Here is a 14,179-nt window from a genome sequence, read left to right as displayed (position 1 = left end):
TGGGCGCGTCAGCCCCGCGACCGAGAGGCGAGCAATGAGCCGCACCGCACGGGTCGAGCGGATCACCAAGGAGACCAAGGTTCTCGTCGAGATCGAGCTTGACGGCACCGGCAAGGCCGACATCGAGACCGGCGTCGGCTTCTACGACCACATGCTCAACCAGATCGCCCGGCACGGCGGCTTCGACCTGACCGTGCACACGGTCGGTGACCTCGAGATCGACGCGCACCACACCATGGAGGACACCGCCCTCGCCCTCGGTGCGGCACTCGACCGGGCGCTGGGCGACAAGGCCGGCATCCGGCGGTACGGCTCAGCCACCGTGCCGATGGACGAGGTGCTGGTCCGGGCCGCCGTCGACCTCTCCGGCCGGCCGTACGTGCTGCACGACGAGCCGGCGCTCGCGCCGTACATCGGTCCGGTCTACCCGACCAGCATGACCCGGCACATCTGGGAGTCCTTCGGCCAGGCGGCGCGGATCACGCTGCACGTGGACGTGTTGCGGGCGGCCCGGCCCGGTGGACACCCGGACGCGCACCACGTGGTGGAGGCGCAGTTCAAGGCGGTGGCGCGGGCGTTGCGCGAGGCCACCGCCATCGACCCCCGGTCGGCCGGGGTGGTACCGAGCACGAAGGGGGCGCTCTGATGAGCGTGCGGAACGTGGCACGGCGGCGTACGGGCGGGTGGCTGCGGTGAACGCGGTCCTGCCGATCCTGTTGCTGGTGCTGGCCGGCGTGCTGGTGGGCGGCGTCTGGTCGCTGCACCGGCAGGGCGCGCCCCGGGGCGCGGTGCTGCTGACCGCCGTGCTCGCGGTGCTCGCCACGGCGGGCGGAGTGTTGTGGTTGCTGCCGGGGGCGGGCCGGTGAGTGGCCCGGACGTGGTGGTGCTCGACTACGGGTCGGGCAACCTCCGGTCGGCCGAACGCGCCCTGGCCGCCGCCGGGGCGACGGTACGGGTGACCGACGACCTGTCGGCCGCCTCGGCCGCGGCCGGGCTGGTGGTGCCCGGCGTCGGCGCGTTCGCGGCGTGCATGGCCGGTATCGAGGGGCTCGGGGCCGGCCCGGTCATCGCCGACCGGGTGGCCGCCGGTCGCCCGGTGCTCGGCATCTGCGTCGGGATGCAGGTGCTCTTCGAACACGGCGAGGAGCACGCCGTGGTCACCAAGGGGCTCGGGCTGCTGCCCGGCGGGGTGACGAAGCTTCCCGCGACCCGGCTGCCGCACATGGGCTGGAACACCGTGCGCGCGCCCGAGTCGTCGGCGCTCTTCACCGGCCTGCCGCCGGAGAGCCGGTTCTACTTCGTCCACTCGTACGCGGTCACCGAGCCCGGCTCGCTGGCCTCGGCCGGCGCCACGGTCACCACCGCCCACCACGGCGCCGATTTCGTGGCGGCCGTCGAGCGGGGTCCGCTCTCCGCCGCCCAGTTCCACCCGGAGAAGTCGGCCGACACCGGGGCCAGGCTGCTGCGCAACTGGCTGGCCACGCTGTGAGCGCGGTCGAGCCGACGCCCGCTGCGGCCGGGCGCGGTGCGGTGTGAGCAAGGAACGTGCCCGCCGCCGGGCGGCGCGCGAGGCCGAGCTGGCCCGGGAACGTGCCGTCCGCCGGCGTCGGGTGGCCCGCCGGGAGCGTCGGCGCAAGCTGGTGCGTCGGCTCACGCCGCAGTCGCGTCGGCGCAGCGCCGGCCGTCTGGCTCGGCACAGCCGTACCGAGCGCGCCGGGATCGTGCTGCTCACCCTGGCGTCGCTGATCCTGATCTGGGCCCTCGTGGACGACCTGGCGCTGCGCATCGCGCTGGTCGTGCTGCTGCTGCTCGTACTGCCGGCGATCGTGGTGATCGCCCTGGACCGTCGTACCTGACGCTAGGAGAAGACGTTGAGCCTCACCCTGTTGCCCGCCGTGGACGTCGCCGACGGTCGGGCCGTCCGCCTCGTACAGGGGGCCGCCGGCAGCGAGACCAGCTACGGCGACCCGCTGGAGGCGGCGCTGGCCTGGCAACGCGACGGTGCGGAGTGGATCCACCTGGTCGACCTCGACGCCGCGTTCGGTCGCGGGTCCAACGCGCACCTGCTCGCCGAGGTGGTCCGCCAGCTCGACGTGAAGGTCGAGCTCTCCGGTGGCATCCGTGACGACGAGTCGCTGCTCGCCGCGCTGGGCACCGGAGCGGCCCGGGTCAACATCGGCACCGCCGCGCTGGAGGATCCGGCCTGGTGCGACCGGATCGTCGGCGAGTACGGCGACCGGGTCGCGATCGGGCTGGACGTTCGTGGTCGTACGCTCTCCGCCCGCGGCTGGACCCGTGACGGCGGCGACCTCTTCGAGGTGCTGGAGCGGCTCGACAAGGCAGGTGCCGCGCGGTACGTGGTCACCGACATCACCAAGGACGGCACGATGCGCGGGCCGAACCTGGAGCTGCTGCGTGAGGTCTGCGCCCGAACCGGCGCGCCGGTGATCGCCTCGGGCGGCGTCTCCACCCTGGACGATCTGCGCGCGCTGGCGGTGCTCGAGCCGATCGGGGTGGAGGGCGTGATCGCCGGCAAGGCGCTCTACGCGGGCGCGTTCACCGTGGCGGAGGCGCTCGAGACGCTGGCCGCCGCCGGAGAGACCGTCGGGTAACCCGGCAGCGGGGTTTCCCGACGGTCTCCGACCGTCCGTCCGCAGGGCCGCGGCGACTTCACGGCCGCTGCGCGCACGGCCGTCCGGACGACACCGTCCGACCCGCTGCACGGTGCTCGACCGGCCGGCCCACCGGCTGCGAGACTGACCGGGTGGGCGGGGTGGTCATCGGCCGGGACGTTGTGCTGGGTCAGGCCCGGCGGTCCCTGGACGACGGTCGGCCGGTGCTCCTGGAGGGGCCGGCCGGCATCGGCAAGACGGCGGTGCACCGGTCGCTGCTCGACGCCGCCGCCGGGGACGGCTGGCTGTTGTTGTGCTGCGCGCCGACGGAGGCCGAGCGGGCGTTGCCCTTCGCCGCGCTGGCCGACGTGCTCGCGCCCCTCGCCGACCGCGCGGCGGAGCTACCGCCGCCGCAGCGCACGGCCCTGGCCGGGGTGCTGCTCTCCGGCGAGGTGACCGAGCCGGTGGACGAGCGGGCGGTGGCCGCGGCCACCCGGGCGTTGTTCGAGGCGGTCGCCAGGCCGGAACGGCCCCACGTGCTGGTCGCGGTGGACGACGCGCCGTGGCTGGACCCGCCGAGCGAGCGGGCGTTGCGCTTCGCGTTGCGCCGCGTGGTGCCGAGGATCGCCGTGCTGGTCACCGCGCGATCAGATCGACCGCAGGCGATGCCCGCACCGCTCGGCCTCGACCACGGCGCCACCGGCGCGTTGTTGGACCGGGTCACCGTCGGCCCGCTCGGCGTGGGCGCGCTCCACCACGTGCTGCGCGCGGCGACCGGCACCGCCCTGCCCCGGCCGCTGCTGGTCCGCATCGCCGAGGAGTCCGGCGGCAATCCACTGCTCGCCATCGAGCTGGCCCGGGCGGTGCTGCGGCTGCCACAGCAGCCGGCCCCGGGTGCGGATCTACCGGCCGCGCCGTCGCTGCGGCACCTGATCGCCGACCGGCTGGCCGCCCTGCCGCCGCCGACCCGGCACGCGATCCGGCTCGCCGCGCTCTCCGGCGTACCGACTCTGGACGGGCTGGCCCGGGCCGGGGTGGCCGCCGCCGATCTCGATCCCGCGGAGGAGGCGGGGCTGGTGGCCGTGGCCGGGGAGGACGTGAGCTTCGCGCACCCGGTCTACGCCGCGGCGGTCCGTGCCGACGTGCCCACCGGGGTGCGTCGGCGCCTGCACCGGCTGCTCGCCGACACCGCACGGGACCCGGACGAGCGGGCCCGGCAACTGGCCCGGTGCACGAGCGCGCCGGCTCCGGAGGCGGCGGCGGAGATCGCGGCCGCCGCCGCCCGCCAGCAGGCCCGGGGCGCCCCGGAGATCGCCGCGGGGCTGTACGACACGGCAGCGCGCCTCGGCCCGCCGGAGACCGTCGCGGAGCACGCCCGCTGGCGACTGGCCGCCGCGCAGTGCAGGTACGACAGTGGCGACTACGCCGCCGCCCGCGTCGCGGCCGAACAGGCGGTCGAGGAGCTGACCGGGCCGGCGCGGGGTGAGGCGCTGTTGCTTCGGGCCGTGATCGGCTGGAGTGCGGACGAATCACCCGAGAAGATCATGGCGATCGCCGAACGGGCGCTGGCCGCCGCCCCGCCCGACACGGCGCTGGCCGGGCGTATCCACGCGCACCTCGGCATGTTCGAGGACGCGCCGGACCCGGCTCGGCGGCACGCGGAACACGCCGCCGCGCTGCTGGCGGGTAGCCCCGACGACCGCCCGGTGTACGCCGCGGCGTTGATGCTCCTGTTCTTCAACGAGGTACGGGCGGGTCTCACCGCGCGGACGGAGCTGCTGGAGCAGGCGTTGGCGGCGGAAGGGGATGAGCCGTCCTGGCTGGCCGGGACCGTGCCGGCGATCTGGTGGAGGGGGCTGGACGAGCACGAGCGGGCCCGTGAACGGCTGCACTGGTTGCTGAACCGCGCGGTCGGGCGCGGCGACGAGCCGTCCCAGCACGAACTGCTGTGTCACCTCGGCGAGACCGAGTTGCTCGCCGGCCGGTGGGCGGACGCCGCCACCCACATCGCCGAGGCGCGCGAACTGGGCGAGCAGTACGGTGCCGACTCGGCGGGGGTGGAGTGGCTGGAGGGTCTGCTGCTGGCGTACCGAGGACGGTTGGAGGAGGCCACCCGGATCGCCGTGGAGGGCTTGGGTCGCGCCGACGAGCTGGACGATCGGTGGCGGCTCCGGATCCACACCCAGCTCGCCGGCTACGCGGCGCTGACCGGGGGGCGGCTGCCGGAGGCGGCCCGGCACTTCGGCGTGCTGGCGGCCACCGTGGACGAGTTGGGACTGGTCGAGCCGTTGGCCCAGCGTTTCGAACCGGACTGGTTGGAGGCCTGCGTCGGGGCCGGTGACCTGGCCACCGCCGAGGCGGTCCTCGAGCGGCTGGCGGTACGGCACCGGCGGCTGCCCCGGCCGTGGACCGCCCTGGGGCTGGCCCGCAGCCGGGTGTTGCTCGACGGTGCGCTCGGGCGTGACCCGTCCGACGCGCTGGTGGAGCTGGACGCCGCCCGGGCGGCCGTACCCGCCGACGTGCTCCCGCTGGACCGGGCTCGCTGCCTGCTGGTGGCCGGCGTCGCGTACCGGCGGATACGCCGGCGGCGGGAGGCACGCGACGCGCTGACCGGAGCCGCGGCCGAGTTCGACGCGCTCGGCGCGGAGGCGTTGGCCGCCCGTGCCCGCGCCGAGGCGGAACGCACCGGCGGCCGGGTCGCGCCGCGTCAGCTCACCGGCACCGAGCTGGAGGTGGCCCGCCTCGCGGCCGCCGGCCGGACCAACCGGGTCATCGCCGACACACTCTTCATCAGCCCGAAGACGGTCGAGGCCAACCTCGCCCGGATCTACCGGAAGCTCGGGGTGACCAGCCGCGCCGAGCTGGGCGCCACGATGGCCCGTGGGGTGATCGGCGACGGCTGAGCACCGGCGGGGCGCGGCTGCTTGCCGCGGTGTCGGGCCACGGGCAGGGACGGGCCTGCGCCAGCACGATCGCCGGGGCGCGCGCCGGCGCGGCGGCGATGCGGCGCCCCGCCGAGCGCCCAGCGGACGACGTCGCAGGTGGCCGTCGAAGGATAGGGAAACGCCCGATTACCCGGCCCGCATGCGGGCCTAGCGTCGACGCATGTCCAGTCGACTCTTCGTCCTCGAGCGCTACGACCGCGTTCCGGGAGAGTCCGCCGACGAGCCGGTCGGTGCGCTGACCACCGGCACGACCCGACTTCGGGGCGCCGTGTGGATCCCGGCCGACGACGTGGTGCTCGCCCTGGTCGAGGGGCCCGACGCCGAGACGGTGGCCGCGGTGGCGGCCGCCGCCGGGTGGCGGGTGGACCGGCTGGGCACGGCCGAGTGGATCGTCGCGCCGGAGGGCACGGCAGCGCCGGGTGACCCGTCGTGACCGGCCGGCCCACTGATGTCCCGCCCCCGCCTGAACCGTCTTGGAGGTCCTGATGAGACAGCTCCGCCCGCGGATGGCCGCCCTGCTGCTGGCCGGTCTGCTGCCCCTGCTGGTCGGCTCGGCGGCCGGCTGCGGTTCCGGCGGGGACGACGTGCCACCGGCGGCGGTCGAGGCGCCGCTGCCCGAGGCGCCGGCCACCAGTGACGAGCCCTCGCCCACCACGCAGGCGCCGGCCGCCGTCGACGTGTGCGCCCTGGTGACGAAGAAGGAGGCGGAGGAGCTGGCCGGCACCAAGCTGGACGACGCCGTGCCGGTACGCGAGTCGTGCACCTACACCGCCCCGGCGAGCGGGCCGACGGCCCAGGTGGAGGTCTTCGTCGGTGACGGCGCGAAGAAGTACCTCGACATCGAGCGGGAGCTCGGCCACGAGCTGCGACCGCTGGCCGGCGTCGGTGACGAGACGTACGTGAGCTTCGAGGCGGCCTTCGTCAACCGTTCCGGGCTGTGGGTGGCGGTGCGTCTGGTCCGGCTCAACGACCCGGAGGAGAACCGCGAGCCGCTGGAGCGGATCGCCGGCACGGTGGCCGGCCGGATCTGAACCGGGGGGGACCGACAGGTCGAGCCGGACGGTTCCCCGGCGGCGGCGTGGCCGGGAGCAGATCGGTGGTCGGCGATCGAACAGGAAGGGTTGCGCACAATTTAGTTGCGCGCTACTTTTCTGGGGTGACCGATGACCTGGTGTTGCGCCGTCAGGTGTGCTTCGCGCTCTACGCGGCGTCGCGGGCCATGACCGACGTCTACCGGCCCATCCTCGACGCCGTCGGGCTGACCTACCCGCAGTACCTCGTCCTGCTGGTGCTGTGGGAGCACGACGGCGACCCCCGCACCGTCTCCGATCTCGGCGCCGAGCTGCGGCTGGACTCCGGCACCCTCTCCCCGCTGCTCAAGCGGCTCGAGGAGACGGGCCTGGTGGTCCGGCGGCGGTCGACGCGCGACGAGCGACGGGTCGAGGTGGAACTGACCGACGCCGGCCGGGCGCTGCGGCAACGGGTGGAGGACGTGCCGCTCCGGATCGCCCGGGCCACCGGGCTCTCCGAGGCCGAGCTGGTCGCCCTCCGCGACACCCTCACCCGGGTCACCGAGACCGTCCACCGACAGAAGGAGCAGTGACCCCTCATGCAGGTGCTCTACACCGCGTCCGCCACCTCCACCGGTGACGGCCGCAGCGGCCACGTCCGGACCGCCGACGGCATCCTCGACCTCGACCTCGTGCCTCCCAAGGAGATGGGCGGCGCCGGTGGCGGCGCCAACCCCGAGCAGCTCTTCGCCGCCGGCTACGCGGCCTGCTTCCACTCCGCGCTGCGGGCCGTGGCCCGCGGGACGAAGGCGGACGTGACCGACTCCGCCGTCGAGGCGGAGGTGGGCATCGGTCCGAACGGCGCGGGCGGCTACGGGCTGACCGTCGCGCTCGTCGTCGACCTGCCCGCCGTCGAGCGGGCGGCCGCCGAGGAGCTGATGTCCCAGGCGCACCAGGTCTGCCCCTACTCCAACGCCACCCGCGGCAACGTCGAGGTCGCGCTCCGGCTCCGGGCCGCGGCGTGACCGCGACGGTGAACCGGGAGATCCACCTGGCGTCCCGCCCACAGGGCTGGCCGACGGCGGAGAACTTCCGGCTGGTCGAGACCGAGGTGCCGAAGGCCGGGCCGGGGCAACTCCTGGTCCGCAACCGGTACATGTCGGTCGACCCGTACATGCGCGGCCGGATGAACGACGCGAAGTCGTACGTCGCGCCGTACGCGCTCGACGCGCCCCTGGACGGCGGCGCGGTCGGCGAGGTGGTGGCCGGCGAGGCCGACGGCTTCGCCCCCGGCGACACCGTGCTGCACGGGCTCGGCTGGCGCGAGTACGCCCTGGTCGACGCGCATTCCGCCCGGAAGGTCGACCCGGACCTGGCGCCGGTGAGCGCCTACCTCGGCGTGCTCGGCATGGTGGGGCTGACGGCGTACGCCGGGCTGCTGGAGGTGGCCGGGATGCGGCCGGGGGAGACGGTCTTCGTCTCCGCCGCGGCCGGCGCGGTGGGCAGCCTGGTCGGGCAGATCGCCAAGCTCCGGGGCGCCGCCCGGGTCGTCGGCAGCGCCGGCTCGGCCGCGAAGGTCGAGCGGCTGACCGCGCTCGGCTTCGACGCGGCGTTCGACTACCACGACCGCCCGATCCGTGAGTCGCTGAAGGTGGCCGCCCCGCAGGGGATCGACGTCTACTTCGACAACGTGGGCGGCGACCATCTGGAGGCCGCGATCTCGGCGCTGCGGCCGCACGGGCGAGTGGCGCTCTGCGGCATGATCGCCCAGTACAACGACGAGGTGCCGCCGGCCGCGCCACGCAACCTGGCGCAGGTGATCGGCAAGCGCCTCACCGTGCGCGGCTTCCTGGCCGGCGACCATCAGGGCCTGCGCGACCAGTTCGTCCAGGAGATGGCCGGCTGGCTGCGGGAGGGGCGCGTGTCGTACGACGAGACGGTCGTGGACGGTGTCGAGAACGCCCCGTCGGCGTTCCTCGGCCTGCTGCGCGGGGACAACCTCGGCAAGATGCTGGTCCGCCTGTGAGGTAAGGGCCCCTTCCCACCGTTTCCGGTGACGAAGGGGCCCCTCCCGGCGCAGCCGGTGGCGGGGTTCACACCGCTGGTGGCACGCGCGACGCGCTCGGCGCGTGGCCGGCCCGGTGCGGAAGGATAGGCTCGGCGGCATGACGGTGGCGGTACGGGTCATCCCCTGCCTGGATGTGGACGCCGGGCGGGTGGTCAAGGGAGTCAACTTCGTCGATCTGCGCGACGCCGGCGACCCGGTGGAGCTGGCCTCGGCGTACGACCGCGCCGGCGCGGACGAGCTGACCTTCCTCGACGTCACCGCGTCGAGCAGCGACCGCGGCACCATGCTCGACGTGGTGCGGCGCACCGCCGAATCCGTCTTCATCCCGCTCACCGTCGGCGGCGGCGTACGTAGCGTCGCCGACGTGGACACCCTGCTGCGCGCCGGTGCGGACAAGGTCGGGGTGAACACCGCGGCGATCGCCCGCCCGGAGTTGATCGCCGAGATCGCCGACCGGTTCGGCCGGCAGGTGCTGGTGCTCTCGCTGGACGTACGCCGCGCGCCGGGTGGCGCCACCGCCAGCGGGTTCGAGGTGACCACGCACGGCGGCCGCCGGGGCACCGGCATCGACGCGGTCGACTGGGCCCGCCGGGCCGCCGAGTTGGGCGCCGGGGAACTGCTGGTCAACTCGATGGACGCCGACGGCACCAGGGCTGGGTTCGACCTGGAGCTGATCCGGGCGGTCCGGCACGTGGTGGACGTGCCGGTGGTGGCGAGCGGTGGCGCCGGACAGGCGGCGGACTTCCCCCCGGCGATCGGCGCCGGCGCGGACGCGGTGCTCGCCGCGAGCGTCTTCCACTTCGGTGAGCTGACCGTCGCCGACGTGAAGGACGCGCTGCGCCGAGACGGCCACCCCGTCCGCTGACCTCCGGCCCGGGACGCCCCGGTCGAGCGCTCAGTCGCGGTCCGGGTGCCCCTCGGGCGAGCGGCGTGGGCTCGGGATCGAGCGCACCAGGTACTCCTGCACGGCCGCCGCGTGGTCGGCCTCGTCCAGCGTCCAGTCGGCGCTGCCCGGCGTGTGCCGCCGGTCCAGCACGCCCTGCACGGTGTCCACGGTGGTCGCCACCCCGGCACTCGGCCGGCCGCGCCAGAGCCGTTCACCGTCGGCGGTGATCCGGAACCAGCCGTCGCTGACGCTGACCAGACCGGCGCCCAGCAGCCGGCGCACCGCCGTCTCGACCTCGCCCCGTTGCGGGATCGCCCGGTTCAGGTGGTCGGCGGTGGAGAGCACGTCGGCCAGGCGTACGCCCTCGGGGCGCCGGCTGGACGCGGACCGGCGGTGCCGACCGGCGCCGCTCGCGATGACCAACGACACGAAGATCCAGGCGTCGCTCCAGCGCCATCCGTTCTCCCCCATGCAGAGATGATGCCGGTCCGGATCGCGGAAGGAAACACTTGATCGTCGGCCGCGCTTCCCGCCGGTGAACACGCTGCTGCCGGCAGGCGGCCGACCGGCGGCGGCGCTCATCCCGCCGTCTGCGTGGCCACCCGCCCGGTGCCGACGTCTCCGGGCTGCGCAACGGCGAACATCGGTACGAAGAGCTGGGCGAGCGGCCCGATGGCGAGCGCGTACGCCACCGTGCCGAGGCCGACCGTGCCACCGAGAAGGAACCCCAGGGCCAGGACCGTGATCTCGATCACCGTGCGCACCAGCCGGATGGAGCGGTTCGGCCGACGGGCCACGTAGCCGGTCATCAGACCGTCGCGCGGGCCGGGGCCGAGGCGGGCGCCGAGGTACAGGCCGGTGGCCGCGCCGTTGGCCACGATCCCGGTGATCAGCAGTCCAATTCGGATCCATAGTGGCCCGCCCGCCGGCAGCAGCGCGAGCGTCGCGTCCACGACCAGCCCGATGACCACCACGTTGCTGACGGTGCCGAGGCCGGGGCGTTGCCGCAGCGGGATCCAGAGCAGCAGGACGACCGCGCCGACGGCGATGGTCACGGTGCCGAAGGAGAGCCCGGTGCGCTCGGAGAGCCCCTGGTGGAACACGTCCCAGGGGTTGAGGCCCAGCCCGGACCGGATCATCAGCGCCATGCTGATGCCGTACAGGGCCAGGCCCAGAAAGAGCTGGGTCAGTCGGCGGACCGGCCGGTTCCGTAGATTGCCAATCGCTGCCATGCATGCCACCCTAGGTGCCAATTCTTCGAGTGATAGAGCCAATCTGGGGGAGGTGGCTATGACAAGTCAGGTTCGAGGAGTCCAATTGGCCCGACTGCTCGGGCAGTGGCATTCGCTACCCGGTCGTCGCCGCAGCCCCGACTACGCCGCGCTCGCCGGGGCGGTCCGCGGACTGCTCGCCGACGGCCGGCTGCCGCTGGGCGTACGCCTGCCCGCCGAACGGGAACTGGCCGAGGCGCTGAAGATCAGCCGGACCACCGTCACCGCGGCATACCGGCAGTTGCGGGAGAGCGGGCACCTGGCCAGCCGGCGGGGAGCGGGCAGCTGGACCATGCTCCCCGGCACCCACCGGGTGACCAGCTCCGGGCTGTGGACGCCCCAGGACGACGTCGACATGATCGACCTCGGGGTGGCCGCGCTGGCCGCACCGGCGGAGCTGGTGCCGGCCGCCCGGGCCGCCACCGAGGACCTGCCCCGCTACCTGGCTGGGGCCGGGTACCACCCGACGGGGATCGTCGAGCTGCGCGAGGCGGTCGCCCGCGGCTACACCGACCGGGGCCTGCCGACCTCACCCGACCAGATCATGGTCACCAGCGGCACCCAGCACGCCCTCGACCTGGTGCTGCGGCTCGCCGTCTCGCCCGGCGCCGGCGTGCTGGTCGAGTCGCCCACCTACCCGAACGCGCTGGCCGCGCTCGCCGCCCGCCGGGCCCGGATCGCCACCCACGGGCTCGCCTCGGACGGCGCCGGCTGGGACGCGGACCTGCTGCTCGGCAGCATCCGGCAGGGCCGGCCGAAGCTGGCGTACCTGATCCCGGAGTTCCAGAACCCGACCGGGCACCTGATGGCGGCCGACCTGCGGGAGCGGGTGGTGGCCGCCGCCCACGCCGCGGGCACCGACCTGGTGGTCGACGAGTCCTTCGTGGACCTGCCGCTGGACGGCACGCCGCTGCCGCCTCCGGTGGCGACGTTCGACCGGCACTCCCGCGTGATCTCGATCGGCGGGATGAGTAAGCCGTACTGGGGTGGTCTGCGGATCGGCTGGGTACGCGCCTCCGCCCCGCAGGTGCAGCGCCTGGCCGCGGCACGCGTCGGCGTGGACATGGCCAGTCCGGTGCTGGACCAGCTGGTGGCGGTGCACCTGCTGGCTGAGGCGCCGGCGATCGTGGCGGAACGCCGGGCGCAGCTCACCGTCCAGCGTGACGCCCTCCTCGGCGCGCTCACCGAGCGGTTGCCGGACTGGCGGGTCACCGTGCCGCGCGGCGGGGTGACGCTCTGGGCGGAGCTCGACGGGCCGATCTCCAGCGCGCTGGCCCGGGCCGCGGAGGAGGTCGGCGTACGGCTGGCACCGGGTCCCCGGTTCGGCCTGGACGGCACCCTGGAGCGGTTCCTCCGGCTGCCGTTCACCCTGCCGGCGGCCGAGCTCGTCGACGCGGTCGGCCGGATCGCCGCAGTACGCTACGACCTGGATCGCGCCGCCCGTCCACAGTGGCGGGAACCGGCGGTCATCGCCTGAACCGCCGCCGGCCCCCGCCCGCAGATGCGGTGAGGAGGGCCGGCGGCGACCGGTTCAGAGCTCGGCGAGCGTACCCGCGTACATCTTGTCGATTTCGGAAGCGAAGTTGGTCTCCACCCCGCGACGCTTGATCTTCAGCGAGGGGGTGATCTCGCCGTCCTCGATGGTCAGGTCCCGCGGCAGGATGGTGACCTTCTTGATGGTCTCCCAGCGGTTGAGCTTGCTGTTGAGCTGGGCGACGTACTCCTCGACCATGGCCTGCGCCTCCGGTGCGGCCACGATCTCGGCGTAGTCGCGTCCCGCCAGCTCGGTGCCGGCCGCCCAACCCTTGATCGCGTCCGGGTCGAGCGTGACCAGCATGGTGCAGTAGTTGCGGGCCTGGCCGATCACGACCGCCTGCGAGGTGTACGGGCAGATCGCCTTGAACATCCCCTCGATGTGAGAGGGGGCGACGTACTTCCCGCCGGAGGTCTTGACCAGGTCCTTCTTCCGGTCGGTGATCCGCAGGTAGCCCTGGGCGTCCAGCGTGCCGATGTCACCGGTGCGGAAGAAGCCGTCCTCGGTGAACGCCGCCGCGGTCTCCTCGGGCAGGTTGTGGTAGCCGCGCATCACCGGCCGGCCGCGTACCAGGATCTCCCCGTCGGCGTCGATCCGGCACTCCAGGTCGCCCATCGCCTTGCCGACCGTGCCGATGCGCAGCCCGTCCGGCGGGTTGACGAAGTTGCCGGCGCTGGTCTCGGTCAGACCGTAGCCCTCGGAGATCGGCAGGTTGGCGGCGGCGAAGAACGTGGCGATCTCCGGGCTGAGCGGCGCGGCGCCGGAGACCAGTACGCGGATCCGCCCGCCGAGTCGGGCCTGGAGCTTGCTGAACACCAGCTTCTCGGCCACCCGGTAGCGCAACCTCAGCCCGGCCGGAACCGCGCTGCCGGCCTGCTCCAGGGCGACCTTGCGCTTGCCGACCTCGACCGCCCAGGCGAAGATCTTCGCCTTCGCGCCGCCGCCGCTCTGCGCGGTGGTCACCGACTTGTTGTAGACCTTCTCGAAGACGCGCGGTGCGCCGCACATGAGCGACGGCCGGATCACGCCGAGCAGGTCGACCAGCTTGTCCACCCGACCGTCCACGTACGTCGGCAGGCCGACGTGGGTCGCGCCGCACAGCAGGGTCTTGCCGAACGAGTGCGACAGCGGCAGCCAGAGGTACTGGAGGTCGTCCTCGCGCAGCAGTCCCAGGTGGGCCTGCGCCACACCCTCCCAGCACCAGCCGCCGTGCAGCAACTCGACGCCCTTGGGGCGACCGGTGGTGCCCGAGGTGTAGATGAGGGTGGCCAGGTGGTCCGGCCCGATGCCGGCGACGATCATGTCGATCAGGTCCGGCTCGGCGGCGAGGGCTCGTTCGCCGCGCTCCTCCAGATCGGCGAGGGTGAGCTGAGGGAGGGCGGCGGCCGGGTCCGGCGTGCCGTCGAAGAGCACCACGTGGGTCAGCGCGGGCAGGTCGGCGCCGGCGATCTTGGCGGCCTGCGCCGGGTTCTCCGCGAAGAGCACCCGCGAGCCCGAGTCGGCGACGATGTGGATCGCGTCCTCCGGCTCGGTGGTGGGATAGACCGTCGTCGTCGCGCCGCCGGCACACATGATCCCGAAGTCCGCCAGCACCCACTCGATCCGGGTGTTGGCCAGGATCGCCACCGGGTTCTCCAAGCCCACGCCGAGGCCGTGCAGCCCGGCGGCGATCGCCTTGGCGCGCCGCCCCATCTGGGACCAGGTCAGCCAGACGGGGCCGGAGTCGTCGGCGGCGGGGTGGGCGAAGGCCTGACGGTCGGGGGTCGCCGCCACGCGCTTGAGGAACATGTCAGGGATGGAACGGTACGGTACATCGAGAGCCATCGCTGTGCCGCCTTCGGGGTGTGGCGTGA

The 14,179-nt window shown here is 74.0% G+C and carries 16 protein-coding genes; 13 read left to right on the top strand and 3 right to left on the bottom strand.

The window, feature by feature from the left end:
• Positions 1-34: 34 nt before the first annotated feature.
• The 12 genes from hisB to hisF all read left to right on the top strand — a co-directional run bounded on the left by hisB (position 35) and on the right by hisF (position 9,500).
• Complete coding sequence (gene hisB / locus BXA10_RS04570) at positions 35-646, top strand: imidazoleglycerol-phosphate dehydratase HisB (protein WP_076467836.1); 612 nt, start codon at positions 35-37, stop codon at positions 644-646.
• 46 nt (positions 647-692) lie between these two features.
• On the top strand, positions 693-866 hold the full coding sequence (locus tag BXA10_RS31345) for a hypothetical protein (protein WP_175649111.1): 174 nt from the start codon (positions 693-695) through the stop codon (positions 864-866).
• The gene (hisH, locus tag BXA10_RS04560) at positions 863-1,489 is read left to right on the top strand and encodes an imidazole glycerol phosphate synthase subunit HisH (protein ID WP_245828131.1); all 627 of its coding nucleotides are present in this window, start codon (positions 863-865) and stop codon (positions 1,487-1,489) included. The genes BXA10_RS31345 and hisH overlap by 4 nt, the downstream gene beginning before the upstream one ends.
• A 43-nt stretch (positions 1,490-1,532) precedes the next feature.
• Positions 1,533-1,856 (top strand): hypothetical protein, encoded by a 324-nt coding sequence (locus BXA10_RS04555; RefSeq protein WP_076467832.1) that lies wholly within the window; start codon positions 1,533-1,535, stop codon positions 1,854-1,856.
• A 15-nt stretch (positions 1,857-1,871) separates the two neighbouring features.
• Positions 1,872-2,612, top strand: a complete 741-nt coding sequence (gene priA / locus BXA10_RS04550; protein ID WP_076467830.1) for a bifunctional 1-(5-phosphoribosyl)-5-((5-phosphoribosylamino)methylideneamino)imidazole-4-carboxamide isomerase/phosphoribosylanthranilate isomerase PriA — start codon at positions 1,872-1,874, stop codon at positions 2,610-2,612.
• 152 nt (positions 2,613-2,764) lie between these two features.
• Positions 2,765-5,515: a helix-turn-helix transcriptional regulator gene (locus BXA10_RS04545; protein ID WP_076467829.1), complete on the top strand. Its 2,751-nt coding sequence runs from the start codon at positions 2,765-2,767 to the stop codon at positions 5,513-5,515.
• Between the two features lie 202 nt (positions 5,516-5,717).
• Positions 5,718-5,990, top strand: a complete 273-nt coding sequence (locus BXA10_RS04540) for a hypothetical protein (protein ID WP_076467827.1) — start codon at positions 5,718-5,720, stop codon at positions 5,988-5,990.
• 52 nt (positions 5,991-6,042) lie between these two features.
• Positions 6,043-6,588 (top strand): hypothetical protein, encoded by a 546-nt coding sequence (locus tag BXA10_RS04535; protein WP_245828130.1) that lies wholly within the window; start codon positions 6,043-6,045, stop codon positions 6,586-6,588.
• A gap of 125 nt (positions 6,589-6,713) precedes the next feature.
• Positions 6,714-7,160 (top strand): MarR family winged helix-turn-helix transcriptional regulator, encoded by a 447-nt coding sequence (locus BXA10_RS04530; protein WP_076467823.1) that lies wholly within the window; start codon positions 6,714-6,716, stop codon positions 7,158-7,160.
• Between the two features lie 6 nt (positions 7,161-7,166).
• On the top strand, positions 7,167-7,592 hold the full coding sequence (locus BXA10_RS04525) for an organic hydroperoxide resistance protein (protein ID WP_076467821.1): 426 nt from the start codon (positions 7,167-7,169) through the stop codon (positions 7,590-7,592).
• Positions 7,589-8,593: an NADP-dependent oxidoreductase gene (locus BXA10_RS04520; RefSeq protein WP_076467819.1), complete on the top strand. Its 1,005-nt coding sequence runs from the start codon at positions 7,589-7,591 to the stop codon at positions 8,591-8,593. Before BXA10_RS04525 ends, BXA10_RS04520 begins: the two co-directional genes overlap by 4 nt.
• A 139-nt stretch (positions 8,594-8,732) precedes the next feature.
• Positions 8,733-9,500, top strand: a complete 768-nt coding sequence (gene hisF, locus BXA10_RS04515; protein ID WP_076467817.1) for an imidazole glycerol phosphate synthase subunit HisF — start codon at positions 8,733-8,735, stop codon at positions 9,498-9,500.
• 30 nt (positions 9,501-9,530) lie between these two features.
• On the opposite strand, the gene BXA10_RS04510 is transcribed toward hisF, so the two are convergent.
• Both BXA10_RS04510 and yczE read right to left on the bottom strand, forming a co-directional pair.
• Positions 9,531-9,992 carry a hypothetical protein gene (locus BXA10_RS04510; protein WP_076467815.1) on the bottom strand — a complete coding sequence of 154 codons (462 nt, stop codon included), beginning with the start codon at positions 9,990-9,992 and terminating at the stop codon, positions 9,531-9,533.
• A 107-nt stretch (positions 9,993-10,099) separates the two neighbouring features.
• Positions 10,100-10,753 carry a membrane protein YczE gene (gene yczE / locus BXA10_RS04505; protein WP_076467813.1) on the bottom strand — a complete coding sequence of 218 codons (654 nt, stop codon included), beginning with the start codon at positions 10,751-10,753 and terminating at the stop codon, positions 10,100-10,102.
• 58 nt (positions 10,754-10,811) lie between these two features.
• Here yczE and yczR point away from each other — a divergent pair, with 58 nt between their 5' ends.
• Positions 10,812-12,269 (top strand): MocR-like transcription factor YczR, encoded by a 1,458-nt coding sequence (yczR, locus tag BXA10_RS04500; protein ID WP_076467811.1) that lies wholly within the window; start codon positions 10,812-10,814, stop codon positions 12,267-12,269.
• Positions 12,270-12,323: 54 nt separating this feature from the next.
• Here the strand turns inward: yczR and BXA10_RS04495 are convergent, their stop codons facing one another.
• Positions 12,324-14,150, bottom strand: coding sequence for an AMP-dependent synthetase/ligase (locus tag BXA10_RS04495; protein ID WP_076467809.1), 1,827 nt, complete (start codon positions 14,148-14,150; stop codon positions 12,324-12,326).
• Between the last annotated feature and the right edge of the window lie 29 nt (positions 14,151-14,179).

The organism is Micromonospora avicenniae (genome assembly GCF_900156065.1).
Classification (GTDB): domain Bacteria; phylum Actinomycetota; class Actinomycetes; order Mycobacteriales; family Micromonosporaceae; genus Micromonospora; species Micromonospora avicenniae.
This window is presented reverse-complemented; position numbering and strand designations above follow the sequence as displayed.

Coding starts and splice junctions, on each gene's coding strand:
- hisB (WP_076467836.1), top strand. CDS start 35: ATGAGCCGCACCGCACGGGTCGAGCGGATCACCAAGGAGACCAAGGTT.
- BXA10_RS04540 (WP_076467827.1), top strand. CDS start 5,718: ATGTCCAGTCGACTCTTCGTCCTCGAGCGCTACGACCGCGTTCCGGGA.
- BXA10_RS04535 (WP_245828130.1), top strand. CDS start 6,043: ATGAGACAGCTCCGCCCGCGGATGGCCGCCCTGCTGCTGGCCGGTCTG.
- BXA10_RS04525 (WP_076467821.1), top strand. CDS start 7,167: ATGCAGGTGCTCTACACCGCGTCCGCCACCTCCACCGGTGACGGCCGC.
- hisF (WP_076467817.1), top strand. CDS start 8,733: ATGACGGTGGCGGTACGGGTCATCCCCTGCCTGGATGTGGACGCCGGG.
- BXA10_RS04510 (WP_076467815.1), bottom strand. CDS start 9,992: ATGGGGGAGAACGGATGGCGCTGGAGCGACGCCTGGATCTTCGTGTCG.
- yczE (WP_076467813.1), bottom strand. CDS start 10,753: ATGGCAGCGATTGGCAATCTACGGAACCGGCCGGTCCGCCGACTGACC.
- yczR (WP_076467811.1), top strand. CDS start 10,812: ATGACAAGTCAGGTTCGAGGAGTCCAATTGGCCCGACTGCTCGGGCAG.
- BXA10_RS04495 (WP_076467809.1), bottom strand. CDS start 14,150: ATGGCTCTCGATGTACCGTACCGTTCCATCCCTGACATGTTCCTCAAG.